General features: G+C 71.5%; 24 protein-coding genes. 15 read left to right on the top strand and 9 right to left on the bottom strand.

The features are described from left to right. The first annotated feature begins 52 nt into the window (after positions 1-52). The gene (locus tag AB0M35_RS19990; RefSeq protein ID WP_363747046.1) at positions 53-751 is read left to right on the top strand and encodes an ABC transporter ATP-binding protein; all 699 of its coding nucleotides are present in this window, start codon (positions 53-55) and stop codon (positions 749-751) included. Positions 752-754: 3 nt separating this feature from the next. Here the strand turns inward: AB0M35_RS19990 and AB0M35_RS19985 are convergent, their stop codons facing one another. The 5 genes from AB0M35_RS19985 to AB0M35_RS19965 all read right to left on the bottom strand — a co-directional run bounded on the left by AB0M35_RS19985 (position 755) and on the right by AB0M35_RS19965 (position 3,767). Beyond that, a complete protein-coding gene (locus tag AB0M35_RS19985) occupies positions 755-1,165 on the bottom strand; it encodes a hypothetical protein (RefSeq protein WP_363747188.1) in 411 nt (136 codons plus the stop codon). Positions 1,166-1,292: 127 nt separating this feature from the next. Then, positions 1,293-2,291 (bottom strand): tyrosine-type recombinase/integrase, encoded by a 999-nt coding sequence (locus tag AB0M35_RS19980; protein WP_363747045.1) that lies wholly within the window; start codon positions 2,289-2,291, stop codon positions 1,293-1,295. Between the two features lie 142 nt (positions 2,292-2,433). Further along, on the bottom strand, positions 2,434-2,859 hold the full coding sequence (locus AB0M35_RS19975; RefSeq protein ID WP_363747044.1) for an Hsp20/alpha crystallin family protein: 426 nt from the start codon (positions 2,857-2,859) through the stop codon (positions 2,434-2,436). Between the two features lie 109 nt (positions 2,860-2,968). Further along, positions 2,969-3,385: a DUF6069 family protein gene (locus AB0M35_RS19970; protein ID WP_363747043.1), complete on the bottom strand. Its 417-nt coding sequence runs from the start codon at positions 3,383-3,385 to the stop codon at positions 2,969-2,971. Between the two features lie 124 nt (positions 3,386-3,509). After that, positions 3,510-3,767 (bottom strand): CGNR zinc finger domain-containing protein, encoded by a 258-nt coding sequence (locus AB0M35_RS19965; protein WP_363747042.1) that lies wholly within the window; start codon positions 3,765-3,767, stop codon positions 3,510-3,512. 8 nt (positions 3,768-3,775) lie between these two features. On the opposite strand from AB0M35_RS19965, the gene AB0M35_RS19960 reads away from it, so the two are divergent. Beyond that, positions 3,776-3,955 carry a hypothetical protein gene (locus AB0M35_RS19960; RefSeq protein ID WP_363747041.1) on the top strand — a complete coding sequence of 60 codons (180 nt, stop codon included), beginning with the start codon at positions 3,776-3,778 and terminating at the stop codon, positions 3,953-3,955. A 6-nt stretch (positions 3,956-3,961) separates the two neighbouring features. On the opposite strand, the gene AB0M35_RS19955 is transcribed toward AB0M35_RS19960, so the two are convergent. Further along, positions 3,962-4,432: a MarR family transcriptional regulator gene (locus AB0M35_RS19955; RefSeq protein WP_363747040.1), complete on the bottom strand. Its 471-nt coding sequence runs from the start codon at positions 4,430-4,432 to the stop codon at positions 3,962-3,964. A gap of 95 nt (positions 4,433-4,527) precedes the next feature. Here AB0M35_RS19955 and AB0M35_RS19950 point away from each other — a divergent pair, with 95 nt between their 5' ends. The 9 genes from AB0M35_RS19950 to AB0M35_RS19910 all read left to right on the top strand — a co-directional run bounded on the left by AB0M35_RS19950 (position 4,528) and on the right by AB0M35_RS19910 (position 15,633). After that, the gene (locus AB0M35_RS19950) at positions 4,528-6,060 is read left to right on the top strand and encodes a glycosyltransferase family 39 protein (protein ID WP_363747039.1); all 1,533 of its coding nucleotides are present in this window, start codon (positions 4,528-4,530) and stop codon (positions 6,058-6,060) included. Positions 6,061-6,115: 55 nt separating this feature from the next. Next, the gene (locus AB0M35_RS19945; RefSeq protein WP_363747038.1) at positions 6,116-6,898 is read left to right on the top strand and encodes an FkbM family methyltransferase; all 783 of its coding nucleotides are present in this window, start codon (positions 6,116-6,118) and stop codon (positions 6,896-6,898) included. A gap of 75 nt (positions 6,899-6,973) precedes the next feature. Further along, a complete protein-coding gene (locus tag AB0M35_RS19940) occupies positions 6,974-8,635 on the top strand; it encodes a serine protease (RefSeq protein ID WP_363747037.1) in 1,662 nt (553 codons plus the stop codon). Then, the gene (locus tag AB0M35_RS19935) at positions 8,632-10,851 is read left to right on the top strand and encodes a tetratricopeptide repeat protein (protein WP_363747036.1); all 2,220 of its coding nucleotides are present in this window, start codon (positions 8,632-8,634) and stop codon (positions 10,849-10,851) included. The genes AB0M35_RS19940 and AB0M35_RS19935 overlap by 4 nt, the downstream gene beginning before the upstream one ends. A 26-nt stretch (positions 10,852-10,877) precedes the next feature. After that, on the top strand, positions 10,878-12,317 hold the full coding sequence (locus AB0M35_RS19930) for a VWA domain-containing protein (protein ID WP_363747035.1): 1,440 nt from the start codon (positions 10,878-10,880) through the stop codon (positions 12,315-12,317). Further along, positions 12,314-13,417: a hypothetical protein gene (locus tag AB0M35_RS19925; RefSeq protein WP_363747034.1), complete on the top strand. Its 1,104-nt coding sequence runs from the start codon at positions 12,314-12,316 to the stop codon at positions 13,415-13,417. The genes AB0M35_RS19930 and AB0M35_RS19925 overlap by 4 nt, the downstream gene beginning before the upstream one ends. Then, on the top strand, positions 13,414-14,745 hold the full coding sequence (locus AB0M35_RS19920; protein ID WP_363747033.1) for an ABC transporter substrate-binding protein: 1,332 nt from the start codon (positions 13,414-13,416) through the stop codon (positions 14,743-14,745). The genes AB0M35_RS19925 and AB0M35_RS19920 overlap by 4 nt, the downstream gene beginning before the upstream one ends. 3 nt (positions 14,746-14,748) lie before the next feature. Beyond that, a complete protein-coding gene (locus AB0M35_RS19915; protein WP_363747032.1) occupies positions 14,749-15,087 on the top strand; it encodes a CU044_2847 family protein in 339 nt (112 codons plus the stop codon). A gap of 78 nt (positions 15,088-15,165) precedes the next feature. Further along, entirely contained in the window at positions 15,166-15,633 is a 468-nt protein-coding gene (locus AB0M35_RS19910; RefSeq protein WP_363747031.1) for an HNH endonuclease, read from the top strand. Between the two features lie 245 nt (positions 15,634-15,878). Here the strand turns inward: AB0M35_RS19910 and AB0M35_RS19905 are convergent, their stop codons facing one another. Continuing rightward, entirely contained in the window at positions 15,879-16,826 is a 948-nt protein-coding gene (locus tag AB0M35_RS19905; RefSeq protein WP_363747030.1) for a LysR family transcriptional regulator, read from the bottom strand. Positions 16,827-16,899: 73 nt separating this feature from the next. Between AB0M35_RS19905 and AB0M35_RS19900 the strand changes: the two genes are divergently transcribed. Beyond that, positions 16,900-17,907: a DMT family transporter gene (locus AB0M35_RS19900; protein ID WP_363747029.1), complete on the top strand. Its 1,008-nt coding sequence runs from the start codon at positions 16,900-16,902 to the stop codon at positions 17,905-17,907. A gap of 50 nt (positions 17,908-17,957) precedes the next feature. Here AB0M35_RS19900 and AB0M35_RS19895 read toward each other — a convergent pair whose 3' ends face one another. Next, positions 17,958-18,428 (bottom strand): DUF1992 domain-containing protein, encoded by a 471-nt coding sequence (locus AB0M35_RS19895; protein ID WP_363747028.1) that lies wholly within the window; start codon positions 18,426-18,428, stop codon positions 17,958-17,960. A 138-nt stretch (positions 18,429-18,566) separates the two neighbouring features. Between AB0M35_RS19895 and AB0M35_RS19890 the strand changes: the two genes are divergently transcribed. Next, the gene (locus tag AB0M35_RS19890) at positions 18,567-19,217 is read left to right on the top strand and encodes a LysE family translocator (protein WP_363747027.1); all 651 of its coding nucleotides are present in this window, start codon (positions 18,567-18,569) and stop codon (positions 19,215-19,217) included. Positions 19,218-19,257: 40 nt separating this feature from the next. On the opposite strand, the gene AB0M35_RS19885 is transcribed toward AB0M35_RS19890, so the two are convergent. Next, the gene (locus tag AB0M35_RS19885; protein WP_363747026.1) at positions 19,258-21,270 is read right to left on the bottom strand and encodes a beta-galactosidase; all 2,013 of its coding nucleotides are present in this window, start codon (positions 21,268-21,270) and stop codon (positions 19,258-19,260) included. 164 nt (positions 21,271-21,434) lie between these two features. Here AB0M35_RS19885 and AB0M35_RS19880 point away from each other — a divergent pair, with 164 nt between their 5' ends. Both AB0M35_RS19880 and AB0M35_RS19875 read left to right on the top strand, forming a co-directional pair. Further along, positions 21,435-23,786, top strand: coding sequence for a TIM-barrel domain-containing protein (locus tag AB0M35_RS19880; protein WP_363747025.1), 2,352 nt, complete (start codon positions 21,435-21,437; stop codon positions 23,784-23,786). Between the two features lie 188 nt (positions 23,787-23,974). Next, the gene (locus AB0M35_RS19875) at positions 23,975-25,237 is read left to right on the top strand and encodes an ROK family transcriptional regulator (RefSeq protein WP_363747024.1); all 1,263 of its coding nucleotides are present in this window, start codon (positions 23,975-23,977) and stop codon (positions 25,235-25,237) included. Positions 25,238-25,456: the final 219 nt, after the last annotated feature.

Here is a 25,456-nt window from a genome sequence, read left to right as displayed (position 1 = left end):
GACGCGGTGCCGGACGGGCTCCGGCCGGCGGCCAGCCAGATGAGGTGACGGCGTGAGTGAGGATCTGGTCCGGGTGCAGGGCCTGTGCCGCGACTACGGCAGCGGTGAGCGGATGGTGCACGCGCTGCGGGACGTGTCGCTGCGGGCCGGGCGCGGTGAACTGGTCGCGGTGCGGGGACGCTCGGGTGCGGGCAAGACCACCCTGCTGAACCTGATCGGTGGTCTGGACCGGCCCACCGCAGGGCGGGTGTGGGTGGCCGGTCAGGAGGTGACCGCATCCGACGAGCGGGACCTGCTGCGGCTGCGGCGCGACGACATCGGTTTCGTGTTCCAGTCGTTCGGGCTGATCCCGATCCTGTCGGCGGCGGAGAACGTCGGGGTGCCGATGCGGTTGGCGAAGGTGCCGGCGGCGCAGCGCGAGGAACGGGTGTCGGTGCTGTTGGAACTGGTCGGGTTGGGTGGTCATGCCGCGCAGCGGCCGTACGAGATGTCCGGCGGGCAGCAGCAGCGGGTGGCGATCGCGCGGGCGTTGGCCAACGATCCGGCGTTGCTGATCGCCGACGAGCCGACCGGTCAGCTGGATTCGGAAACCGGGCGGGCGGTGATGGATCTGCTGCGGGCGTTGGTGCACGCGCGTGGGATGACCGCGCTGGTGGCCACCCACGATCCGACGCTGATGGAGTTGGCCGATCGGGTGCTGGTGCTGCGCGACGGCCGGTTGGTCGAGTCGTCGGAGCCGGTCGGCGTGTAGCGGTCAGTACGGGTCGCCGCAGACCCGCCAGCCGGCGTCTTCGCGCACCACCGACAGGTCACGTTGTTCGGTGCTGCCGCTGTCGCGGGTCAGCCGTACGGCGACGGTGCCGTACGGCCGGCCTGCGCGGGTGGCCACCGACACGTCGACGATCTCGTAGTCGCGCACCACCGGTGGGGTGCGTACCCAACTGGTGAAGCCGAGTTCGCTCCACCGTCCGCGTGCGTCGGTGCACAGTCGCTCGTACGCGCCGGCGGTGTCGCCTGCGGTGACCTGCCGCAGGAACCCTTCGGCGGTTTCCCGGACCGGGCCGGCGGCCTGGGTGACGACCTGGACGTTCCAGGCGCCCAGGCCGGCGACGCCGACACAGCACAGAGCCATCCCGATCCCGGCGAAGGTGAGCCCAGCCCGCATCGGGTGGCGTTGCCGGGCCGGTCTGCTCCACTGTTGTGCAGCGCCCACACCATCAGACGGTAGAGAATCGGCCGCCACGGCGGGCGGAAAGCCGCTGCCGACGATGGTGTGGGCGCTGCCGGCGGGGTCAGCTGCGGCGGCGGGCGCGGGCGGCCCAGATGACGTACGCGGGGTCCCGGTCGAGGTTGTGCCGGTCGCGGTCGTAGCGGCGGGTGGTGCGTGGGTCGGCGTGGCCCATCGCGTCCTGCACGTCTTCCAGTGGTACGCCCTCGGCGCGGGCGGTGGTGGCGAAGGCGTGGCGCAGCGAGTGGGGTGACAGGTGCGCCCACGCCGGTATCTGGGCGCTGCGGGCGAGGCGGCGGACCAGCCGGAACACCGAGTGCCGGTCCAGGCGGGCGCCGTTGGCGGTGACCAGCAGCGGACCGGTGAGTTGGCCTACCTCCACGCCGTGGGCGGCGGCGCGTTCGGCCAGGTACGTGTCGACGGCGTGGGCGGTGGAGGGGGTCAGCGCCCGACGGCGGGCCTTGCCACCCTTGCCGATGAAGCGGACGCTGCGGTGTCCCCGCTCGGCACCGAGGTCGGTGATGTCCAGTGCGACCAGTTCCCCGACCCGCAGACCGAGGTCGGCCAGCAGGGCGATGGCGGCCCGGTTGCGGGCTGCGGTCGGTCCGGTTTCGGCGTCGGCGGCGGTGAGCAGCGCGTCGACCTCGTCGGGGGTGAGCCCGACGGTGGCGGAGTGGTCGCGGTCGACCCGGGGCCGGTCGGCGTCGGCGACCGGGTTGGTGTCGACGGCCCGCAACTTGACCAGGAAGTCGTACCAGCTGGACAGGGCGGACAGTCGGCGGGCCACGGTCGCCGGGGTCAGTGGACGCCCGGTACGCGGGACAAGTGTCGACTCCAATGTGCGCGCGTACTCGTTGACGTGCAGGAAGTTCACCCGCAGCGGGTCCAGGTGGCGGTCGGTGCACCAGGCGAGCCAGTTGGCGACGTCGCGCCGGTAGGCGTCGCGGGTGTGCTCACTGAGCCGCCGGTTGCGTAGCCACGCCTCGGTGACGGCGATCGGACCGCCGGGCAGGGCGGGATGATCCGGCGGGCGGAACAGTACCGGAGTGTTGTGCACGGCCATGCGAAAAAGGTTCTCAGCCGGGGCGTCGGTTCACGATCAGGCGCGCCGGAACATGATCAGCAGTCCGTCGGGCGGCCCGGTCTGTCGTGGTGCGCGCGATGGGCGGCGGCGGGGCCGGCCCCGCCGCCGCCCATCGCGTGTTTCAGGCGTTGATCTGCTTGCGGCCGTTGCCGGTCGCGCTGATGGCCACCTTGCGGGGCTTGGCCCGCTCGGCCACCGGGATGCGTAGCGTCAGCACGCCGTTCTCGTAACCGGCTTCGAGCTTGTCGGTGTCGAGAGTGTCGCCGAGGAAGAGTTGACGGTGGAACACACCCATCGGGCGCTCGGCGGCGACGAGTTCGACACTGTCGCCGCTGGGTCGGCGACGCTCGGCGCGGACGGTCAGCACGTTGCGCTGCACGGTGCAGTCGATGCTCTCCGGGTCGACGCCGGGCAGGTCGAACGCGGCGTAGAAGTAGTCACCGTCGCGATAGGCGTCCATGTGCATGACGGCCGGACGGTTGGTGGTGCCGAAGAACTGCTCGGCGATCCGGTCGATCTCCCGGAACGGGTCGGTGCGCATCAGCATGTCGTGCCTCCTCGGTTCCTCTGGCCGAAGGTTCCTGGGAGTTGAGCCCAATCGACTCAACTTCACCTAGTTATTTAGCGCGCTCGCCGGTCGTCGTCAAGTCGAGCGTTCAGTGATCGTGTTCAGGTAGCTGGGCGACCAGGACGGCCGGCACCGCCAGGTGCATCGCACCCAGGGCGATCTTGGCGCCAGGGGTGGCGTCGACCTGAAGCAGCGGCGCGAACGACAGCAGGGTCGCCGCCATCACGAGGCTGAACCAGATGGTGGTGGCCCGCTGCCCGGTGAACCGCTCCAGCAGGGCCAGGGCCATCCAGCCCAGCAGGGCTGCGCCGAGGGACACGACGACGACCGGTACGAGGTTGACGACCAATTCGGGCTGACCAGGGCTGCGCACCGCGTAGTCGGCGCCGCCGAGCGCCCCGAGCAGCCAGATCGCGACACAGGCCGCGACCGCTGCCAGAACGCCGAGGGACCGGCGACGCAGGGACGCGCTGGTGCTGACGGAAGGCGCGGTGGTGCTGCTCATAGGCCACTCCTCGGGTTGGGTACCTGCACAGCGACCGTATCAGATGATCTCGTACGGGACGATCTGAATCGAGATCAAGCTGACGTGAGAACATCCCCGAGGTAGTCGGTCGCACCACCTGCGGTCAGGTCGTCGGCTGGTAGCGGGCGCGCTCCTGGTGACGACGGGCCTTCAAGCGGTTGCTACAGGTTTTCATCGAGTACCAGCGGGCGGTGTTGGCGCGGCTGCGGTCCAGGTGGAAGAGGCGGCACTCGTCATTGCCGCAGGAGCGCAGTCGACCTCGGGCACCTGATGGACGCCGGTGAGGATCCGCCGCAGATCCGCCGCAAACGCCGGGCCGCGGGTAGCGGCCTGAAGCACGTCTCTGGCCGTACGCAGCCACTCTATCGCTTGCGCGTCATCCGGATCACCGAATCTGTGCGCCCACCGCCGCAGCGCGGCCTCGTCGGCCCACAGGTCCTGCGGCTGGTGCCCGGAGGCGGCCACTTCCTGCTCGAAAGTCACCTGGAGACCACGGTCGGCCACATTCGGGACTTCCTGACCCGGGCGGTGGTGACGACTGCGACCTGAGGCTCGCTAGCAGACCGAGCCGGCCGACCCGCACGTGCCGACCCGGGAGAGCCGCCCGTCGACCAGCCGTTGGACGGCGCGGAGGAACACCTCACGCTCGATGTCCGGCAGCGCGGCGAGCACGTCATGTTCGAGCTCGGCGGCGATCTCCTGGGCCTGGTCGAGCACCTGCTCCCCCTGCGTGGTCACCTCCACCAGCCGGGCCCGCCGGTCGGTCGGCGACGGGATCCGGCGGGCCAGCCCCGCGGCCTCAAGGTGATCCAGAGTCACCACCATGGTGGTCTTGTCCACCCCGCACAATTCACCGAGCTGCCGTTGGGTGAGGCCACCGGCCCGGGCCCGGGCCAGCACGCAGTGGTCCCGGGGAGAGATGCCCAGCTCGGCCAGGCCCGAGGCGTGCTCGGCGCGCAGCGCGTGACTGGCCCAACTGAGCAGGAACATCAAGTCCGACGGGCGACCCGGCGACGGGAAGGTCATGCCCTGAGGTTAACAAGATGTTCCGAACCGGGATCGTTGCCCGATCACGGACCGGGGTACCCCACGAATGGTCGATCTGACCGACAATGGGCAGCATGACAAGGCCGACGGCGCCTCCGGCCAGCGTCGAGAAGATCCACCGGCCGGCGCCACCCGCCCCCGGCCCACGGGCCCTCGGCCCGTGGGTGACCGCCGCCACGGTCACGCTCGTCCTGCTGATCATGGCGCCCCGCTACGGCTACCACCGTGACGAGCTGTACTTCCTGCTCGCCGGACGCCACCTCGACTGGGGATACGTGGACCAGGGGCCGCTGGTGCCCGCCCTGGCCCGGCTGGTCGACACGATCGCGCCGGACAGCCTGCTCGCCCTGCGTACGCCCGCTGCGGTGCTGGCCGGTGCGGCGGTGCTGATGGTCGCCGCGATCGCCCGACAGTTCGGTGCCGGCCGCGGCGGCCAGACGCTCGCCGCGCTGTTCGGCGGCGCGTCGGGCATCACCCTGGCCAGCGGGCACCTGCTCAGCACCACCACCGTCGACTTGGTGGTCTGGCTCGCCGCCGCGCTGTGCACGGTACGGCTGCTGCGCACCGGGGACAGCAGGTGGGCGTTGGCCGTCGGCGCGGTCCTCGGCCTCGGCATGCTCAACAAGTTGCTGCCGGCGTTGCTCGCCGTCGGCCTGCTCGCCGGGCTGGCGATCGCCGGGCCACGCCGACTGCTGCGGGAGCGCAACACGTTCCTGGCCGCCGGGCTCTTCGCGCTGCTCGCCGCGCCGACCCTGGCCTGGCAGGCGGCCCACGGGTTTCCTCAGCTCGGGGTCGCCGCCACCATCTCCGGCGGGGACAGCTCCTACAGCGGCCGGCTCGACGCGGCCATTCTCCAGTTCCTGATCATCGGTCCGTTCGTCGTGCCGATCTGGCTGACCGGGCTCGTCGTGCTGCTGCGCCACCCGGCCTGGCGCCCCTACCGGGCACTGGGCTGGGCGTGGCTGGTCGTCGTCGGTGTCGTGCTGCTCGCCGGAGGCAAGGGCTACTACCCTGCCCCGCTGCTGCTGGTGCTGACCGCGGTCGGTGCGGTAGTGGCCGTCGAGTGGACGCGTACCTGGGCACGTCAGGTGGTGCTGGCGGCCGTCGTGGTGCTCACCGCCGCCAGCAACACGGTGCTGCTGCTGCCGACGTTGCCGGTCGACCGGCTGCCCGGCTTCGTGGTCGCCGTCAACTACGACACCGGCGAGACCATCGGCTGGCCGGCGTTCACCGACTCGCTCGCCGCCGTGTACCGACGGTTGCCCGCCGACGAACAGGCCCGGGCGGTGATCCTCACCGGCAACTACGGCGAGGCCGGCGCGGTCGCCCGGTACGGCCCGCAGCGTGGCCTGCCGGCCGCGTACTCCGGGCACAACAGCATGGCTGATTTCGGTCGGCCACCGGAGGACGCCGACGTGGTGATCGCCGTCGGCTGGCAGCAACCGCACCAACTGCGGACGTGGTTCACCGAGGTGACCCTGGCCGGCCGGGTGGACCAGCGGGTGACGGTGGACAACGACGAGAACGGCGGGCCGATCTGGCTGTGCCGGGGCCTGCGCCGTCCGTGGGCCGACATCTGGGCGACCGAGGTACGTCACAGTGGGTGACCATGTCATATACGAAACGTCGTGATTGATCGTGTGGACGGGCTAAGGTGCGGCGATGAACTTCCACTCTGCCGCAGTCGAGGCACTCAAGGCCGATCCGGCCACCGCCTCGCTACGCCGCTCCCTTGAGGTCTACTACGGTGACCCGGAGCGCGACGCGGCGATGGACGCCTTCTACGCCCGCTTCGTACGCCCCGGTGACCTGGTCTTCGACATCGGCTCACATGTGGGCGACCACATCGGCAGCTTCCGCCGCCTCGGCGCCCGGGTGATCGCCGTGGAACCTCAACCGCTGTGCCTGCGGGCGCTGCGGGCCATCTACGCCGACGACGACCAGGTCACCCTGGTGGCGGCGGCCTGCGGGGCGCAACCGGGTCGCATCGGCTTCCTGGTCAACTCCGCCAACCCGACCGTCTCCACCGCCTCCGGCGACTTCGTCGCCGCCGCAGCCGGCGCCGGCGGCTGGGAGGACCAGGTGTGGGACGGTCAGATCGAGGTTCCGGTCACCACCGTCGACGCGTTGATCGCCGAACACGGCACACCGGCCTTCACCAAGATCGATGTGGAGGGGTTCGAGGACGCGGTGCTCGCCGGCCTGAGTCGACCGCTGCCAGCACTGTCGTTCGAGTTCACCACGATCGGACGGTCAGTGGCGCTGCGCTGTCTGGACCGGCTGACCACACTCGGCTTCGGCGGCTTCGACGTGGCCCTCGGTGACACCAAAGCCCTGACCCTCGGCGGTTGGGTCGGCGCCGCCGAGATGGCCACGCACCTGCTCGCCCTGCCGCACGAGGCCAACTCCGGCGACGTCTACTGCATTCCGTCGACCAGCGGCTAACTGTCCGGCGGCAGGCGACCGGGACCGCCACGGCGGGGGCAACAGAATCGGCGCTGGTCGATTACGCTCAGCAAGGTGCTGGGCGACTATGGCAAGGCGCCGTGGCCGGTCCGGATTCATGATTCGCGCCGGACGGTCCTCGGCGCCGGGATGGCGTTGGACGAGCGCCACGTGTTGACCTGCGCCCACGTCGTCAGCGCGGCCGGTGGAGGCGATCCGCACGACGACGCACCCAGTTGGCCGGTCGACGTCGACCTCGTCGGCCAACCCGGCTGCCCGACGGTGACCGGCCGAGTCGTGCCCGGCTGCTGGGCGCCGCCGAGCGACGGGCGCGGCGACGTGGCGCTGCTCGAACTGGCGGCACCACTACCGCACGGGCCGTACGCGCCGCTGCGCCGCGTACGGCCCTGGGGTCGTCGTGTCGTGGTGTGCGGATTCCCGGAGACGCTGGAACACGGCGTCTACGTCAGAGCACGGCTCGCCGGGCCGTCCGGTGCAGGTCGGGAACGGGTCCAGATGGACTCGTCGACCAACGGTCCCCAGATCATCGGAGGGTTCAGCGGCGCGGCGGTCCTCGACGAGGTGACCGGGCACGTCGTCGGGATGGTCGTCAGCACGTACGCCAACAGCGACGGGGGTCAGGACGCGGTCGCCGGTCGCGCCCCGGCCAGCGGGCTGGCCTGGATGATCCCCGTCGAGACGATCCTGCACCACCTGCCCCGGGTCGGCGACTGGGTCTCCGGCCGGCCCTCGGTCGACCTCGACTTCCGGCTACCCGACCAGACCCCGGTGGATGCAGACAGTGCCCGCCGGATCGCCGACTTCTTCGGCCACCGGCTTCCGGCGAACGTGCTGGTCATCGTGACCGCCCATCCGAGCTCCGGCACCGCTGCGGCGGTCCGCCGGGCCGCCGTGCACGCCAGCCGGGAGTTCCGCCCACCCGGCGGCCCGACGAACGACCCGGACGCTGCACTCGCCGTGCCGCCGATTGGCAGCGTCGACCTGGCCGTGGAGGCCGCGGGCCGCAGCACCGGCGACGTGTCCCAGCAGATCGCCGACTGGGTCGACGCGACAGACGGGCCGGCCGACGGTGGGACACCACCACAAGCGCTGATTATCAACAACATTGACAAGGCGGACGAACCGGAGAAGTTGATGTCCACGGTCGTGCTGCCCATGGTGGACCAGGCACCCGCACGGGACCTGCGGATACTGTTGACCTTCCGGGGCGAGTCGATCCCGCTGCGCATCACCCTGCTCGCGCGGCGCGTGGACACCCTCCAGGACATCGAGCAGGCGGCCCGCCGCGCGTACCAGGAGATCGCCGCACGGGTGGCGGACCTGCCACCGGTGCCCTCGCGGGCGACCCGGCTGCGGATGCGGCTCACCGCGCTGCGGGCCGCCGCCGCACACGACCGCGACTCCCTGGCGACCGCTCTGGCGTCCGCTGAGCGGGCCACCGACCGGGCGCTGCGCGAGGCCGAGACGGTTCGGCGTCAGCTGGTGGCGTTGCAGGAGAGCTGGTCGGAGTTGCGGGGCCGGCTGGACGGCTTCCTCGCCATGGCGGTACGCCACCGACTCTCCGAGGACCCGGTGCTCAGCCCGATCCACCGGCAGGCACACCACCTGCTCGTCGACGGCCCGTGCGACCTGACGGCGGCCGAGGCGGCGGTGCGCCAATTCAGCGACGCAGTCCTGACCCGCATCGAGCAGCAGCGACGGGGAGGTGCCGGTTGACCTGCACCCGGACGATCGGCTGCCCCGGCAGCGTCGACGAGACCGGCTACTGCGAACGCTGCGGCCTGTCCCCCGCAGCCCCGCCGGTCGCCACCGGACAGCCGGACCGCTCGCCGGTGGCCCGGGCGGACAGCCGGGACAGCTGGATGGTGGCCAGTCTCGTCTCGCTGCCGGTGCTGACGTTCCACCCCGAACACGCGGCGACGCAGTCGTTGCGGGTGCCGGAGGAGGCCCGTTTCTGCGCCAAGGGTCACCCGGTCGGCCGCAGCCGGGGCGGTCGCCCCGGCCTGGACGAGGGGTTCTGCCCGCACTGCCGTACCCCGTTCAGTTTCCTGCCCGGGCTACGTCCCGGTGTCGTCGTCGCCGACCGGTACGAAGTGGTCCGCTGTCTCGCCCGGGGCGGCCAGGGCTGGATCTATCTGGCCCGGGACACCCATCAGGACCACATCGAGGTCGCGCTCAAGGGCGTGCTGCACGCCAACGACGAGAAGGCCCTGGCCGCGGCGGTCCAGGAACGACAGTTCCTCAACTCGCTGGATCATCCCAACATCGTCCGCAGCATCGACTTCGCCCTCCACGACGACCCGATGGCCGGGCCGACCGGCTACATCGTCATGGACTACCTCGACGGCATGTCGCTGCGCAGGCTGCTGAGCGCCGCCAAGGATCCCCGGCAGCCGGAGGTCACACTGCCGCTGGACCACATCCTCGCCTACGGTCACGAGATCCTCGCGGCGCTGGACTACCTGCACCGGCGCGGACTCCTCTACACCGACATGAAGCCGGACAACGTGATGCGCACCGCCGACCGGATCAAGGTGATCGACCTCGGTGGGGTGCGGCGCGAGGACGGCGGCTACGGAGGGCTCGTCGGCTCCCCCGACTTCCTGGTCGGCATGGAGGAACTTCAGACCCGAGGGGCGACCGCCCGCTCCGACCTGTTCGCCCTCGGTCGGACGCTGGCCGAGTTGTTCACGCACCACACCCCCGCACCGGACACTCCCGGCGCGGCCGGGGACGCGCTGGGCGTCGAGTCGTTCCGCCGGCTCGTCGCCCGCGCCGCACACCCCGACTGGACTCGACGGTTCGCCACCGCCAAGGAGATGTCCGAGCAGCTTCTGGGGGTGTTGCGGGAAATCGTGGCGGGCACCCGGGATCAGCGGCAGCCGGAACCAGTCTCGCTGTTCCAGCCCTCCGCCCGACTGCTCGACGCGGGTCTCGGGCTGGTCCCGCCGCTGCACACCTGGACCGGCATGCAGGACCGTGCGTGGCTGGACACCGGCTGCCCCACCGCCTGGGTGGTGGCGCTCGGCCTGCCGGTACCGCGACCCGACCCGGACGACCCGGCGGCCGGTGAACTCGCCACGATCGACGCACCGGACGCCCAGAGCCTGCTCAACAAGCTCACCACCGTGCGGCACGCGTCGGTGGAGGTGGAGCTGCGCCGCTGCCGCGCCCATCTCGAACTGGCCGATCCCCGCGCGGCCGTTGACGCCCTGACCGGCGCCGCGACGCTGCTCGGCCCACGGGCCGAGGTGGACTGGCGCTTCACCTGGCACCGGGCGTTGATCGCGCTCGCCGCCGACCGGATCGGTGAGGCCAGCCGCGAGTTCGACGCCGTCTACGCCGACATCCCCGGGGAGATCGCCCCGAAACTCGCACTCGGCTACTGCGCCGAACGCGACGGCGACGGCGTACTGGCAACCCGTTACTACACGGCGGTGTGGCGGCGGGACCCGTTCCAGGCCAGTGCCGCGTTCGGGCTGGCCCGGCTGCGGCTCACCGCCACCGACCGCGCCGGGGCCGTGGCCATCCTCGACGAGGTCCCGGCGCTGTCCCGACATCACGACGCCGCCCGGATCGCCGCGGTGCGGGTCCTCGCCTCCCGGCTCGCCGGCGGGCTGCCCGGTGTCGCCGACCTGAACGAGGCGGTCCGCCGGCTGGCCCTGCTGCACCTCGACGGGGGCGAACGAAACGGCGAGTCCCGTGACCGGCTGACGGCGGCGATCCGCGAGGCGGTACTCGACCTGATCCGGTCCGGCAATGCCACCGGTCTGGCCCGAGGGCGGGTGCTCGGCACGCCGCCGACCGAACGTGGTGTCCGGGAACTGTTGGACAGGTCGTACCGGGCGCTCGCCCAGCAGGCACACCGGGCCGAAGAGCACAACGTACTGATCGACCGGGCGAACCTGGTACGGCCCCGGACCCGATGGTGAGCGACCGATCTAGCGGGGAGCGTGGAGTGGACACCGGCTTGGAGTTCGGCCTGGAGGTCAGTCAGAACAGGTACCTGCCGGTGGACGGCGACCAGATGCACGCCATCGTCTCGGTCACCGGGCGACGGCAGGCCGACGGCGATGACCGGCGTCCGGCGGAGCCGTCCCGTCTGGCCGAGGTCCTGGTGATCGACTGTTCCGGATCGATGGCGGATCCGCCGACCAAGATCGCGGCGGCGCGGCGGGCCACCGCCGCAGCCGTCGACGCGTTGCCCGACGGGGTCCGGTTCGCCGTGGTGGAAGGCACGGAGCGGGCCCGGGTGGTCTACCCGCCGGAGCCCGGGCTGGCGACCGCGTCGGCGAACAGCCGGAAACACGCCAAGATGGTGGTCGCGCGCCTGGGCGCCGGCGGCGGAACGGCGATGGGTAGTTGGCTGGCCGCCGCCCGGGACCTGCTGCCGCCCCAATCGTCGGCGCTCTGCCACGTCCTGCTGCTCACCGACGGCATCAACCAGCACGAGAGCCCGGAGGAGTTGGAGCGGGTGCTGGGCAGCTGCGTCGGCCGGTTCGTCTGCGACACTCGGGGCATCGGCGACGGCTGGCGTCCCCGCGACCTGACCCGGATCGCCACCGTGCTCAGCGGCACCGCCGAGGCGGTGCGTCAACCAGCCGAGCTGGCGGCGGGCTTCCGGGAGACGATCCGCGTCGCCCTGGCCAAGCTGCAACCCGACGTACGGATCCGGGTCCGGACCCTGCCGTTCGCCCGGGTGGGCTTCCTCAAACAGGCTAGACCCACCCTCGCCGACCTCACCGAGCACGCCGACGTCGTCGACGAGCGGACGGTGGAGTTCCCCATCGGCTCGTGGGGTGCCGAGCGCCGCGACTACCACCTGCGTCTCGACCTCACGGCACCCGACGGCGTCCGCGACGAGGACCGGTTGGCGGCCCGAGTCGATCTGGTGGTGCAGGGTCAGGTGTCCTCGGGTACCGCCGCTGTGCTGGTGAACTGGACCGACGACCTGGTGAAGTCGGCTCGACTCGACGCCGAGGTCTCCCAGGTGATGGGGCAGGAGGAGGTACGCCGAGCCATCAACGCCGGTTGCGACGCCTACGACCGGGGCGACCGGATCGCCGCCCACACCCAGTGGGCCCGGGCGGTGGAACTGGCCACCGCCGCGCAGGACGAGTCGGCGCTGGTGCAACTGCGGCACCTGGTGGACATCGAGCCTGCCGGCGTGGTCCGGCTGAAACCGAACCTCAGCCGGATCGACGTGAACGTCAGCTCCGTCATGTCGAGCCGGACCCTGCACCCCGACCGCGCGACCCCGCCGCCGCAGCACCGCCCGACGGAAGTGGACCGGCTCTGCGGTGACTGTGGTGCGGCTTCGCCGTCCGACGCCGAATACTGCGAGCGCTGCGGCGCTGAACTGCACGCCACCGGCACGAGTGGACGGTCGGGGACGTGACGGGCGTCCCCGCCGCGGCACCGCCCCGGCGTGTCAGCACCACCCGTCGTACCCTGCTGCGGCTGCGGTCGGCGCTGCTGGCCGCCACGGCGCTGGCCCTGGCCGGCTGCCTGACCGTCTTCGTCGGCGTGGCTCGCACGGCCGACGCGGCCGCCAACCGGTCGGTGCCGGCGATTCTCGCCATCCACGACGCGGCGCACGCGCTGCGCAGCGCCCACGCCGCAGCCGTGCGCAACCTCGCCGACGGCGCACCGGTGCTGGGCGGGCCGGGGGTGGAGTACCAGCGTCAGATCGCCGGTGCCGGCCAGTACCTCACGTTGGTGGCGGAGAACAACGCGGCCGGCGAGAACGGCACCCGTGACATCCAGACGATAGAGGCACTGCTGGTCACCTACACCGGCCTGATCGGGCAGGCCGACGCCCGGTACCGGGATGCCGGCCTGCCGGCGCTCGGCGCCGCCGCGCTGCGCGACGCGGCGAGCCTGCTGGACGACATCCTCGTCCTGCTCGACACACTGCGGCAGAAGCAGTCCGCCGTGCTGGCCAAGCAGGTCGACGCCGGCTGGACGCAGACGACCACGCCGCTCGCCTGGCTGCTGCCGTTGGCCGCCCTCGCCACCCTGCTGGTGCTGGCCCAGGTGTACCTGTACCGCAGGTTCCGGCGGCTGCTGAACCCGCCGCTCGTGCTGGCGACGGTGGCCACCTCGGCGATGATCGTGCTGACCTCGCTGAGCCTGCAGGCGGCCACACACCTGGACCGGGTCGGGCAGCACATCCAGTCCGTCCAGCAGACCCGCCAACAACAACTTGACCACGTACGTGCCGAGGCCGCCGCACGTCTCGCCACGGAAGTACGCGACCACTGCCCCCAGGGGTGCGATGGCCTGCTCACGACCCTCGACGCCGATGCCCGAGCCGCTGCACAGTCACCGCCGCAGCGTGCACCGAATCCGGAGGCGGACACGATGGCCCACGCTGACCGGGCGGCCGACAGCCGCCTGGTGGAGTTCGTCCTGCCGGTGCTGGCCCTGGGCATCGCGCTGCTGGTGCTCGCGGGATTCCAGCCCCGGCTGGCCGAGTACGGACACCGGTCGGCATGACGCACCGCAGATTGGCACGTGCCCTGGTCACGTTGATGCTCGCGGGCATCGGGCTGGTCGGCTGCTCGGCGGCCGAGCCGGCTGGGCGGGTGAGCGTCCTCGGTTCCTGGACCGGCGACGAGGAGGCCATCTTCCGGGCGGTGCTCGACGGATTCGAGGCCGAGACCGGCATCCGCGCCGACTATCAGGGCCACCGTGACGTCAGCCAGGTACTCCAGGCCGGCATCGAACGGCAACGCCCGCCCGACGTGGCGATCGTGCCCCGCCTCAACGACCTGCAACGCTACGTCAACCAGGACGCGCTGCAGCCGCTGGACGCGATCGTCGAGCTGACCGGCGACGCGGGCGCCGCCGCGCAGCTGATCCGCCTTGCCGGCGCGGGCGGACCGAGGCAGATCTACGCCGTCGCCGTCGCCACGCACCTCAAGAGCGTGTTCTGGTACGCCCCCGCCCGGCTCGCCGCCGTGGGCCGACCACCCCCGACCACCTGGCCGGAACTGGTCGCCCTAAGTCGGGCCGTCGAGGGCAGCAACGAGGTGCCGTGGTGCCTGGGGATGAGTTCCCCGCCGGTCTCCGGCTGGCCGGGCACGGACTGGATCGAGGACATCCTGCTGCACCAGTCCGGGCAGCAGACCTACGAGCGGTGGACCCGAGGCCAACTGGCCTGGACCTCGGAGCAGGTCCGCGACGCCTGGCACACCTGGGGTGAGTTGCTGGGGACGACCCCCACGTCGCGGGCCGTGACGCGGGCCGCTCTCTTCTCCACCTGGTTGGAGGCCGGCTCAGGCTTGTTCGACGGCTGCTATCTGGACCATCAGGGCTCCTTCGCGGTGCGGCACTACCGGGCTCTGCCGAACGCGACGCCGGGCGGGTTCGACTTCTTCCCCACCCCGCCGATCGGCTCGGCGGACAACGCGTCGCTGCAGGAGGTGTCTGACGACGTCGCGGCGATGTTCCGCGACACCGCGTCGGCCCGGGCGCTGATGACCTATCTGGCCTCAAAGAAGGCGCAGCGCATCTGGCAGGCCGCCAGCGGTGGCCTGCACTTCAACCGGCGTGGAACCGTCGGCACCGGCGCCGACCCGATCATCGACAGGATGAGTGCCCGCCTCGGCACCGCAACCCTGTGTCGGGACGGCTCCGACCTGATGCCGGCGGCGATGGCTGCGGCCTTCGAACGGGCGGTGCTGGTCTACCTCGAACAGCCGGACCGGCTCGACGTCCTGCTCACCGAACTCGACGCGGTCAGCAGGACGGTGCCACCCGACGAGTGGATGGACCTGGGCTGTGATCCGGCCATGCCCCCGACCGAGCGACAAGGGAAGTGAACGATGACTGAACTACGCAGGTTCTCGCTCGACACCGGCGGCTCGGTGGTGGTGGAGGTCGACGGCAAACCCGGCGTGGCGCCGGCCGCCAATGCCGGCAGGACCGTCCGTGAGGCGCAGGTGACGTTCGATCGGGCCCTGACGGAGGTACGCGACGCCGCCTCCGCCGCGCTCGCCCAGTTCCGGTCGATGCCGCACCGGCCCGACGAGATCGAGATCAAGTTCGGGGTGCAGTTGACCGCAGAGGCCAACGCCGTGATCGCCCGTACCGGGGTGCAGGGGCAGTTCGAGGTCACCGTGCGCTGGCAGCGGTCAGCGCCTTCCCCGCCGTCGGACGCGTAGCGCCGAACGATGAGGCATGCCGCCGTTCGTCCCGCGCGACGACGGCACCCTGTCGGCGTCGGGTCATAGCATGAGCCGATGCTGTCCCAGATCAACGGGCTGTCGCGACACTTCACCGAGAGGACCCTGCGGGCCTACCTGCTGAGCCGTTCCACGCGCGCCGACAACGGATGCCTCGTCGTGCGCGGCTACGGACCTCAGCGCGGCGTGTATCAGAAACTGGCCGGTCGGGCCTGGGCACACATCGCGGCGTATGTGGTCTTCGTCGGCGGCTACGACCCCTCCCTTGAGGTCCACCACGACTGCGGCATCCCGGACTGCATCGAGCCCAGCCACCTGCGTCAGCTCAGCCACGCGGACACCTGCCGGGAACGCGCCCGACAACCGCGGTGTCGCAACGGCCACGACCGGGAGATCGACCCCGCGACGGGCCGGCTGCGGCGGGTCTGCCGCAGCTGTAACCGAGAAGCCCAGCAGCGTTGGCGTGAGCGCCAGGCCGCAGCGGTCGCCAACGGGCGCGTGACGTACGGACGTCAACCGTCCTGATCGCCGGGCTCGGCTGGCTTTTCCGCTTCAGGGTGGCCGGTCGACGCCACGATTACACCAGCCCTAATGCTTACGCACAATAACAGTCATTATGATGTACGCCCGATATGCCGAGTTTGTGGCCATGAATTACTGGATTGCTCAGCAAAGTAAATCAGTAATTCATGGAGGCCTCGCCCAACCCTCGCGTCGTGACGGACACGGCGCGGACCCGGGCGGGCTTCCAGCAGGACTGGACAGCGACGCTAGGCAGTGGATGCGGAGAACTTCCGCAGGCTGAGCCCGATCCGGTGCACCTGGTCCGTCACAGCGGCCAGGAAGGTGGTGAGCGCGGGAGCCGGCGGGGTGTCCCGGGTGGCGGCGACCAGACGGCGCTTGAGGGCGGCTTCGGCGATGTCCCGGATCGCCAGCGCGGGATCGTTGCTGGGCAGAGTGAGGGCCGGCATCAGGGAGACGGCCGCGGCAGCGCGGACGAGTTCGAGTTGTACGTCGGCGTCGCTGGAGCGGTGCCGCAGGTCGGGTTCGTAGCCGCCGAGGGCGCGGCAGGTCCCGACGACCATGGCGTGATGGCCGGTGCCCTCGGCCGAGGCGGTCCAGATGTCAGATCGCAGGTCGGCGACCGCGACGGGCCCGCCGGGCCGGGCGAGCCGATGTGCGGCCGCCAGCACGATCTTCAGGGGCTCCTCCAGCAGAAGGGTGAAGCGCAGTCCGGCCGGACGGGGGCGGGGATGGCCGTCGTACTCGTCACCGATGACCAGGTCCACGGCGCCCAGCCGCAGGCTGGGCAGGGCCTGTTCGAGTTCCAACTCGAAGATCTCCACCCGGATCTGCGGGTGGTCGGCCTGCATGCGCCCCAGTGCCGGTACGAGGAGCCGCAGGGCCGCCGACTGCAGGCCGCCGGCACGTACGGTGCCCCGGATGTCGCCGCTCAGCGCGGCCAGGTCGGCGGCTGCCGCCTCGGCCGCCGACAACAGCACCCGCGCGTGCTGCACCAGTAGCCGTCCGGCGTCGGTGAGTCGCACACCCCGCCCGGCCTTGGCCAGCAGCCGGACACCGACCTCCTTCTCCAGCAGGGTGAGCTGCTGGGAGACCGTGGACGGGCTGTAGCCCAGGGCGGCGGCGACGGCGGCCAGGGTGCCCCGCTCCTCGAACTCCCGCAGGAAACGCAGCCGCCGAAGATCCATCTCGATCATTCGGGAACTCTAACGAGTCACCTGCGGGAATCATCGCTGGACCCGAGGGGTCAATCCCAAGATCATTGGGCGCATGGGTGCAGCACTGTGTCTTCTGTCCGCGGCCTGCTTCGGCGCGATGGCGATCTTCGGAAAGCTCGCGTACGACGCCGGGGTGTCCCCCGCGGCGCTGCTGCTGGTGCGATTCAGCCTGGCCGCCGTCCTGCTCGGGATGGTTCTGCTGGCGCGACCGGGTCTGCGCCGCGCCCGATCCGATGCGCACGGGACCGACGCAGCCGATCGGCCACCGATGCGGCGGGGACGGGTGCTGGCCATCGCCTTCGGCCTGGGCGCCATCGGGTACGCCACGCAGGCGAGTCTGTTCTTCTCCGCGCTCGAACTGATGGACGCCTCGCTGCTGGCCCTGATCCTCTACACCTATCCGGTCATGGTGACCGTGGTGGCGGTGTTGCTCGGTCGTGACCGGCTGAGCCCGGCGCGTGGTGCCGCGCTCGCGGCCGCCTCGGGAGGCACCCTGCTGGTCCTGCTCGGTGCCGGCGGCGTGAGCTTCCACCCGCTCGGGGCGCTGCTGGCGTTCGCCTCCGCGATCACCTACACCGTCTACATTCTCGTCGCCGACACCGTCGTGCACCGACTGGCACCGGTGGTGCTGTCGGTCCTGGTGATGACCGGCGCCGCTGGCACCCTCGGCGTCCGGGCCCTGTTCACCGGCGGCGTCGACCTCGATTTCGGGCCGCCGGGATGGTTCTGGCTGGCCTGCATCGCCGTGGTCTCCACCGTCGTGGCGATGCTGACTTTCTTCGCCGGGCTCAAGCGCACCGGCGCGTCGACGGCCGCGATCCTGTCCACCTTCGAGCCCGTGGTCACCGCCGCACTGGCCACGCTCGTCCTCGGTGAGTCCCTGACCCCGCTACAGCTTCTCGGCGGCGCCCTGGTGCTGTCCTCCGTCGCCGTGCTCCAACTGCGCCGTACCGGCACCCGCCGTCAGGACCTGCCCTCGGCGCCCAACCAACTTCAGTCCCACTCCACGACGAATGCGACGCACGATCGTCCAGCCGAACCAGCGGGTGTCGGCTCGTAGGGGCAAGCTACCGCTGGGTCCGCACACAGATGGGCAGTGACGCGCGGCGCTCACGAAGAAGCGCGGCGTCGGCGGAACCAGGCACGCCGGGGCGGCTTCGGTGGTGTGTCGGCGGGGACCACCGGGGCGGTGCCGGTGGCACGGCGGTCGGCCTGCCAGCGGCGCACCACAGAGTCGGCGTCGATCGGGCGCACCACCACACGCGGGCCGGACGGGTTACGCAGCCACGCCATGATCTCCGCGTTCAGGTCGGCGACGCAGGCCCGTACGGACTGCTCGGTGGGCAGGTCACGAACCTCGTCGGGCAACCGTTCGATGCGGCGGCGCAGCAACAGCGGGGTGGGCAGCAGCAGATCGGTGGGCACCTGCTCGCGCTCCAGGAAGCTCTTGATCCACCACGACTCGTCGTAGGGCAGACCACGGCCGGGGATCGGCTTGCCCGCGCCGGGCAGGTTGTCGAACTCGCCACGTTCCTGAGCCGACCGGATCTGCGCTTCGACCGACGCCTGCCAGCTGTCCATCCCGCCACCTCCCCACTCACCGTAACGCGGCTCCGGCTACCCGGTACACAGCGTCACCGCCTCCCGCTGGTCGTGGATCGAGCCGAGCAATCGCGGCCCACTAGGCTCCGTCGAAGACGAGGAAGCGGGGGTACGGCGATGGTGAGCACAGCGGGAATTGTCGGAATCGCACTGGTCGCCCTGGGGTTGGTGCTGACCCCGGGGCCGAACATGGTCTACCTGGTGTCGCGGTCGGTGACCCAGGGTCGGCGTGCCGGGCTGGTCTCGCTGCTCGGGGTGGCCGCCGGTTTCGCGGTCTACCTGGCCGCCGCAGTGGCCGGTATCGCCACCGTGTTCGTGCTGGTGCCGGCGCTGTACACGGCGGTGAAGCTGGCCGGTGCGGCGTACCTGCTGTGGCTGGCGTGGCAGGCGGTGCGTCCGGGTGGGCATTCGCCGTTCACTCCCGCGCCGCTGCCGGCGGACCCGAACCGTCGGCTGTTCACCATGGGGCTGGTCACCAACCTGCTCAACCCCAAGATCGCCATCCTGTACGTGTCCCTGCTGCCGCAGTTCATCGACCCGAACCGGGGCAGCGTGGCGGTGCAGAGTCTGCTGCTCGGGCTGACCCAGATCGCGGTGGCGTTGACGGTGAACGCGTTGATCGTGCTCACCGCCGGTGGCATCGCCGGGTTCCTCGGCCGACGGCCGCTGTGGCTGCGCGTGCAGCGACTGGTGATGGGCACCGTGCTGGCGGCGCTGGCGGTACGCATCGCCGCCGACCGTTCGCGTGCCGCGGTGGCCACTCCCTGACATCACGTGCTGCCCGGCGTCGCGGGGCGATGCCGTCGGGTCAGTGTTCGCGCAGCACGGCGACACCACCGGGTGTCAGCTGCACCACCTGGTCGACCGGGGTCGCGGTGAGCAGGTCGGTGCCGCGCGCCGGGACCTGTTGCGGGGAGTCGGTGTGGTTGAACAGGAACAGCCAGCTCGCGTCGTCGCCCCGGCGGCGGACCGCCTCGACGCCCGCCGGGGCGCCCGGGCACACCGGGGTGACGCCGGCTGACCGGGCGACCTCGTCGAGCAGCCGGCGGTACGTGTCGTCGTCGGGCCGGGTGGAGACGTACCAGGCGGTTCCGGCGCCGGTACGGTGCCGGGTGATCGCAGGCCGACCGTCGAGCACCCCACCGTCGTACGCGTCGATCACCTGCGCGCCGGTCAGCCGCAGCGACTCGGCCCAGATCCGTCCGGTCCCGCCGCCGTGGAGTCGTACGTGGTCGTGCTCGGCGAGCGGGTGGAACTCCTCGACCCACACACCGAGCACGTCGCGCAGTGCACCGGGGTAGCCGCCGAGGCGTACCCGAGCGTGTTCGTCGGCGACTGCGCTGAGGTACGTGGCCAGCAGGTGCCCCCCGCCCTCGACGTACTCGCGTACCCACTGTGCGGTGGCGTCGCTGACCAGGTAGAGGGCGGGCAGCACGAGCAGCCGGTAGCCGTCGAGCGGGTCGCCGGGCAGCACGATGTCGCAGCCGTGGCCGGCGTGCCAGAGGGCACGGTGGGCGGCGGCGGTCTCCTGCTGGTGGTCCAGTCGCTGCGAGGGCAGGCCCGGGTGGCGTAACGCCCATCCGCTGGGGGCGTGCACGGCGATCGCCACGGTGGCCTCGACGTCGCCGCCGACCTCGGTGAGCTGTTGCAGCGCGGCGCCGAGTTCGGTCGCCTCGCGGAAGACCCGGCTGTCCGGGCCGGCGTGTGGCACCAGCGCGGAGTGGAAGCGTTCGGCGCCGCCGGTGGGGGCCCGCCACTGGAAGAACATCGCCCCGTGCGAGCCGCGGGCGACGTGGGCGAGGCTGTGTCGGATCATCCGGCCGGGTTCCTTGGTGTGCATCCGTCCGGCGGTGTGGATCTGGTTGGGGGCGCTTTCCATCAGCAGCCAGGCCGAGGCCCGGCCGGTCGGACCGGTGGTGCCCCGGTGGCGGTTGCCGTGCCGGGCCCAGCCTCGGGCCAGGTCGGCGACCAGCGCGGTCTGTTCCTCGGCGCCGATGTCGACCGCCGACGGGTAGTGGTCGACGGCGACCAGGTCCACCTCGGCGGCCCACCGGGCGTGGTCGACCGGGACCCAGTCACCGAGTACGTAGTTGGTGGTGATCGGGATGGCCGGGTTGGCAGCGTGCAGCAGGTCCCGCTGTTCGCGGTAGGCGGCCAGCAGGGTGTCCGACCAGAAGCGGCGGAAATCGAGCAACTGGCCGGGGTTGGCCAGGTACTGGGTGGCCCGGGGGGTGCTGATCTGCGCCCAGTCGGAGTAGTGCTGGCTCCAGAAGCTGGTGACCCAGGCGTCGTTGAGGGCGGCGAGGTCGCCGTGCCGGTCGGCCAGCCAGCGGCGGAACGCGCGGGCGGTGTGTTCGCAGTGGCAGATGGTGCCGTACTCGTTGTGCACGTGCCACAGCGCGAGGGCCGGATGGTGGGCGTACCGGTCGGCGAGGGCGCCGGCGATGCGCAGCGCGGCCGTACGGTAGGCGGGTGCGGCGGCGCAGTAGGTGTCCCGGCTGCCGTGGTGCAGGCGTACGCCGTCGGCGGTGACCGGCAGGGCGCCCGGGTGGGCCGCGGAGAACCACGGCGGCGGGGAGGCGGTCGGGGTGGCCAGCGCGACCCGGATGCCGCCGGCGTGCAGCAGGTCGAGCACCTCGTCGAGCCAGTCGAAGGTGTAGCGGCCGGGTGCCGGTTCCAGGCGGGACCAGGCGAACACGCCGACGGTGACCAGGTTGACCCGGGCCTGGCGCATCAGCGCGACGTCCTCGGCCCACACCGACGCCGGCCACTGTTCCGGGTTGTAGTCGCCGCCGAAGCAGAGTCGGCCGTCGCTGAACATGCCACCCACCCGCCAATTTAGTTTGAGATGCGTCCAAACTAGGGATCGACTTTGCCCATGTCAAACAAGACCGATACTTTCGCAATCGATGCTTCTCGTTGACAGTTCGTTGGATAGTTAAAGAAACTGTCGGCACCGCCTGAGCTGCCGTCGAGGAGACCCGGATGCCGTACCGACCACCGTTGGTGCCGTACGAGACCTTCGTCGCCGATCCGCCCGACCTGCCCGTACGCGGCCCCGACGACGACGGCCCGGCCGTGTTGACCCGGGCCGAACTGGCCGGCACCGACCCCCACGGCGTGACCCTCAAGGCCACCCTGACCGACGGCGCGACGACGGTGGTACGGATCGACGCGGCCGGGCACGGCGTGATCCGGGTACGCCTCGCCGACGACCCGCAGGCCCGCAGCCGCTCGGCCCGCGCCGTGACGCTGGTGCACCCACCCATGTATCCGGCCACGGTCAGCACCTTCGACCGGTGCGTACGGGTCAGCGCCGGCGCGCTGGCCGCCGAGATCCACCTCGATCCGTGGCGGATCCGGTTCCTGCGCCCCGACGGCACCGTGCTGGTCGAACAGGACCGGGGCACTGCCGACATCAGCGGCCGGCAGCGCACCCTGCCGTTCGGCCGCTCCACGGTCGACGGGATGCGCGTCGCCTGGCACGAGAGCTTCGTCGCACCCGGCGACGAGCGTTTCGTCGGCTTCGGCGAGAAGTTCACCCCGCTGGACAAGCGCGGTCAGCGGGCCCTGATGTGGAACTTCGACGCCTTCGGCAGCGAGTCCGACCGCTCCCACAAGAACGTGCCGTTCTACCTGTCCAACCGTGGCTACGGGGTGCTGGTCGACAGCGGGCTGCCGGTGCAGTTCGACGTCTGCCAGTCCACCCACAGCGCGGTGCAGATCCTGGTCCCCGACGACCTGCTGGACTACTACGTGCTGGCCGGCCCCGACCCCGCCGAGGTGCTGGATCGCCTCGACTGGCTCACCGGTCGACCGTACCTGCCGCCCCGCTGGGCGTTCGGCACCTGGATCTCCTCCGGCTTCTTCCCGGACAGCCAGCGGCAGGTCCTCGACCGGGCCCGGCGGATCCGGCAGCACGGCATCCCGTGCGACGTGCTGCACCTGGACTGCTACTGGCAGGTGGCCGGCAACTGGTCGGACCTGCGCTGGGACGCCGAGGCGTTCCCCGACCCGGCCGAGATGCTGCGTACCCTCGCCGGGCAGGGTTTCCGGGTCTGCCTCTGGATCAACCCGTACCTGATGACGGCGAGCCCGTTGTACGCCGAGGCCGACCGGGCCGGCTACTTCCTGCGCCGGCCCGACGGCGGCACCTACATCGCCGACGTGTGGCACGGCAGCTACCCGGCCAGCGCCATCGTGGACCTCACCAATCCGCAGGCCGTGCAGTGGTTCACCGGCCTGCTGCGGCCCTTGCTGGAACAGGGCGTGGCGGTGTTCAAGACCGACTTCGCCGAGGCGGTGCCCGCCGACGCGGTGGCGCACAACGGGATGAGCGGCGTCGAACTGCACAACGTGTACGCCCTGCTGTTCAACGACGTGGTCGCCGGGGTGACCGAGGAGGTGACCGGGCATCGTACGGTGTGGGCCCGCTCGTCGTACCTCGGCGGGCAGCGACACAGTGCGCAGTGGAGCGGCGACGTCAACGCCACCTGGCCGGCTCTGGCCGGCACCTTGCGCGGCGGCCTGTCCCACGGCCTGTCCGGGGTGCCCTTCTGGAGCCACGACACCGGCGGTTTCCACGGCACTCCCGACCCCGAGCTGTACGTGCGTTGGTCGCAGTTCGGTGCGCTGTCGCCGCTGCTGCGGCTGCACGGCACCACCAGCCGGTTGCCGTGGGACTTCCCGGCGCAGGCACAACGCCACGTGGTGGCCGCGCTGCGGCTGCGCTACCGGCTGATGCCGTACCTGTGGTCGGCGGCGGTGCGGGCGGCCCGCACCGGCGCGCCGATGATGCGTGCCCTGCTGGTCGACACCCCCGACGACCCGACGGCCTGGACCACCGACCTGCAGTACCGTCTGGGCACCGATCTGCTGGTCGCGCCGGTGATCGACCCCGTCGCGGGCCGCGACGTCTACCTGCCCGAGGGTGACGACTGGATCGACGCGGCGACGCACCGGCGCTACGCCGGCGGCCAGCACCTACGGGTCACCGTGCCGCTGTCCCGGACCCCGCTGTACGTGCGTCACGGCGCGCTGCTGCCGCTGATCGCACCCGGCGACACCGTCGGCGACGGCCCGTTCACCGACGTGACCCTGGTCAGCTGGGGTGCCGTCGACGGCGCCACCGTGGTGCACGACATCGACGGCGACACGAACATCGAGGCGATCCGGGACGGCCCCCAGTTGCGGGTCCGGACGCGAGGACCGCTGCGGGTGGGACAACTCGTCCTCGCCGGGGTCGGTGATGACGAGCATCGACCGGCCCGGTCACTGCTCAACGGTGAGGTGGTGACCGTCGGGTCCTTCGCGGGGCTGTTCCCCGCGCGGGACTGACCGACGTGCGTCGCGCCCGGTCTGGACGGAGCCGGGCGCGACGCACCTCGGGGCACCGGATACGGGTTTGCGACACCCGACACCCCGACTAGCATTAGTTTGGTTTCCAATCGAATAGACCGATCGACGACGATCCGTTCCAGGACAGGGAAGTGCCAGCGGGGCCGGCCCCGCCACGGCGGTACGCGATGATTGACGCGCGCCGCGACACCGGCGCAGAGAGCGGGCAGATCGTGATCAGCATCCACAACGAGCCGCAGCCGACCGACCTCGGTGACGTGCGGGTCGCCAACCGGGCGGTTGTGTTGCGACACGTACGTCTGCACGCCCCCTGCTCCCGGGCCGACATCGCCGCCCGCACCGGCCTGAACAAGGCCACCGTCTCCAGCCTGGTCGGCGAACTGATCGACCAGCGGTTGATCCGGGAGACCGGGCTGACCGAGAACCGGGTCGGCCGCCCGGCGACGATGCTCGTGCTCGACGGCGAGCCGTACGCCGCGCTGGGTCTTCAGATCGGCGCCGACGAACTGGTCGCGGTCGCCATCGACCTGGGCGGCAACCGCCTGCTGACCTGGCGGCGGGCCTTCGCCGCCGGGGTGGTCTCCCCCACCGAGACGCTACGCGCGCTGGCCGCGCTGGCCCGCCGGGCGATCGGTCGGGTCGCCGCGCAGGGCCGCACTGTGCTGGGCCTCACCGTCGGGGTGCCCGGGCTGGTCGACCCGGCCGGGACGGTGCCGTTGGCCACCGCCCTGGGCTGGCAGGAGGTACCCGTCGCGACCGAACTGCGCGCCGCCCTGCGGGAACCGGGCTTCGCAGTCGGCGTCGACACCGTCGCCAACCTCGCCGCCCTCGCCGAGCAGCGCCACGGCGGCTACGCCGGCACCGCCGACCTGGTGCACCTGACCGGTGGGATCGCCGTCAGCGCGGGCATCATCACCGCCGGCCGGTTGCTGCGCGGCGGACGCGGTTTCGCCGGTGAGATCGGCCATCTCTGCCTCGACCCGACCGGCCCGCAGTGTTTCTGCGGAAGCCGTGGCTGCCTGACCGCACTGGTCGGCCTGCCCGCGGTGGTACGCCGACTGCTGCCCGACGTCGAGGCCGACGGCCCGGTCACCGACTACCTGCCGGAGTTGCAGCGGATCGTGGCGCTGGCCCGGCAGGAGGATCCCGCCGTGCTCAGCGGGCTGGCCGAGACCGGCCGGCACCTCGGGCGGGGGGTCGCCGTCCTGGTCGACCTGCTCAACCCGGAGGCGGTGGTGTTGGGTGACCATCTCGCCACCCTGGCACCCTGGCTGTTGCCGGCGGCCCGGTCCGGGCTGGCGGCCCGGGCGCACGCTCCGGGCGCGGGCGGTTGCCGGCTGGACGCCTCCGTCCTGGACGCCGCGGCGGCGCTGGGTGGTGCCACCGCCGCGCTGGCCGGCGTCGAGGCCGGACGCCTGCCGGCCCGCTGACCCGAGCCAGCACCTGAGCCGACTGTCCGGCCGCTCTGACCCGCCACCCCGCCGGCCGGAGCGGTCGGAGCAGCCGCGCCGGGCCGAGTCTTGACCGGACCCGTGCCGGGTGCCAACCTCGAAGCGAGCCGCTCCGCTCGGGCACCCGGGGCGGCTTGCTTTCCACGGTTTGTCGAAGCGCTTCACCAGCGTCCGGGCCGACGACCGTCATCCCACCCT

Origin of the sequence: Micromonospora sp. NPDC051196, assembly GCF_040682415.1 — a bacterium.
Taxonomy (GTDB): domain Bacteria; phylum Actinomycetota; class Actinomycetes; order Mycobacteriales; family Micromonosporaceae; genus Micromonospora.
This window is presented reverse-complemented; position numbering and strand designations above follow the sequence as displayed.